We start from the raw sequence: 2,233 nt of genomic DNA on the forward strand, positions 1-2,233 counted from the left end.
TCGATGCGTACTGGCGCGCGGCGAACTATCTGTCGGTGGGCCAGATCTATCTACTGGACAATCCACTGCTCAAGACGCCATTGACCCCGGAGCACATCAAACCCCGCCTGCTCGGCCATTGGGGCACCACACCGGGGCTGAACTTCTGCTTCGCCCACCTCAACCGGATCATCCGCGAACGCGACCAGGACATGATCTACATCGCCGGCCCCGGCCACGGCGGCCCCGCAGCAGTAGCGCACGCCTGGCTGGAGGGCACCTACACCGAGCGCTACCCGGACATCTCCCAGGACGCCGCCGGGATGCAACGGCTGTTCCGGCAGTTCTCCTTCCCCGGCGGCATCCCGAGCCATGCCGCCCCGGAGACACCCGGCTCCATCCACGAGGGCGGCGAGCTGGGCTACTCCCTCGCGCACGCCTACGGCGCCGCCTTCGACAACCCCGGCCTGGTCGTGGCCTGCGTCATCGGCGACGGCGAGGCCGAGACCGGGCCGCTGGCCGGCAGCTGGCATTCCAACAAGTTCCTCGACCGGGCCCATGACGGCGTGGTGCTGCCGATCCTCCACCTGAACGGCTACAAGATCGCCAACCCGACCGTCCTGGCCCGCATCCCCGAGAGCGAACTGCTGTCGCTGATGGAGGGCTACGGCTACCGCCCCCACCTGGTCGGCCCCGACCACCAGGAGATGGCCACCACCCTCGACATCGCCTTCGACCAGATCGCCGAGTACCAGCAGGACCGCTCCGACCGCCTCCCCATGATCATCCTGCGCACGCCGAAAGGCTGGACCGGACCCCGCGTCGTGGACGGGCTGCCGGTGGAAGGCACCTGGCGAGCCCATCAGGTGCCGCTGGCCAAAGTGAGGGAGAACCCCGAACACCTGGCGATGCTGGAGGAATGGATGCGCTCCTACCGGCCCGAGAAGCTGTTCGACGACAACGGCCGTCCGGTGGCCTCCATCCGGGAGACGGTGCCGCCGGGCGACCGCAGGATGAGCGCCAACCCGCACACCAACGGCGGCGAACTGCTCCAGCCGCTGCGACTGCCCGACTTCCGCACCCACGCCGTCGAAGTGAAGACGCCCGCCACCCAGTCCAGCGAACCCACCCGAGTGCTCGGCGGGCTGCTGCGCGACGTGATCGCCGCCAACCCGCGCACCTTCCGGCTGATGGGCCCCGACGAGACCGACTCCAACCGGCTGTCGGCCGTGTTCGAGGTCACCGACCGGGCCTGGAACGCCCGCCTCGAACCGACCGACATGAACCTGGCCCCCGGCGGCCGGGTGATGGAGGTGCTCAGCGAGCACCTGTGCCAGGGCTGGCTGGAGGGCTACCTGCTGACCGGGCGGCACGGCCTGTTCAACTGCTACGAGGCGTTCATCCACATCATCGACGCCATGTTCAACCAGCACGCCAAATGGTTGGAGTCCTCCCAGAAGATCCCCTGGCGGCGGCCCGTCGCCTCGCTCACCTACCTGCTGTCCTCACACGTCTGGCGCCAGGACCACAACGGCTTCTCCCACCAGGACCCCGGCTTCCTGGACGTCGTGGTCAACAAGAAGGCGTCCGTGGTGCGCGTCTACCTGCCGCCCGACGCCAACACCCTGCTGTCGGTCGGCGACCACTGCCTGCGCTCACGCGACTACGTCAACGTCATCGTGGCCGGCAAGCAGCCGATCCTGGACCTGTTCACCATGGACCAGGCCATCGCCCACTGCACCCGCGGCCTGGGCATCCTGCCCTGGGCCTCCACCGACGAGGGCACCGACCCCGACGTCGTGCTCGCCTGCGCCGGTGACATCCCCACCCTGGAAACCCTGGCCGCCACCGCCCTGCTCCGCGAGCACCTGCCCGAACTACGCGTCCGCGTCATCAACGTCGTCGACCTGATGCGCCTGCAACCGCCGTCGGAGCACCCGCACGGCCTCCCGGACAACGAATACGACACCCTGTTCACCACCGACAAGCCCGTCATCTTCAACTTCCACGGCTATCCCGCGCTCATCCACCGCCTCACCTACCGCCGCCACGGCCACGCCCACCTGCACGTCCGCGGCTACAAGGAGGAGGGCACCACCACCACACCCTTCGACATGGCCATGCTCAACGACATCGACCGCTACCATCTGGTCACCGACGTCATCGACCGCACCCCGGGACTCGGCTCCGCCCAGGCCCACCTCCGCCAGCGGATGACCGACGCCCGCCTGCGCGCCCGCGCCCACACCCGTGA

1 protein-coding gene is annotated in these 2,233 nt (G+C 68.7%); it reads left to right on the forward strand.

The annotated features are described in order from the left end of the window. Positions 1-2,233, forward strand: a 2,233-nt coding sequence (locus LDL49_RS56305) for a phosphoketolase family protein (RefSeq protein WP_225303169.1), incomplete at both ends; no start/stop codon positions are given.

Source organism: Nonomuraea aurantiaca (assembly GCF_020215705.1).
Classification (GTDB): domain Bacteria; phylum Actinomycetota; class Actinomycetes; order Streptosporangiales; family Streptosporangiaceae; genus Nonomuraea; species Nonomuraea aurantiaca.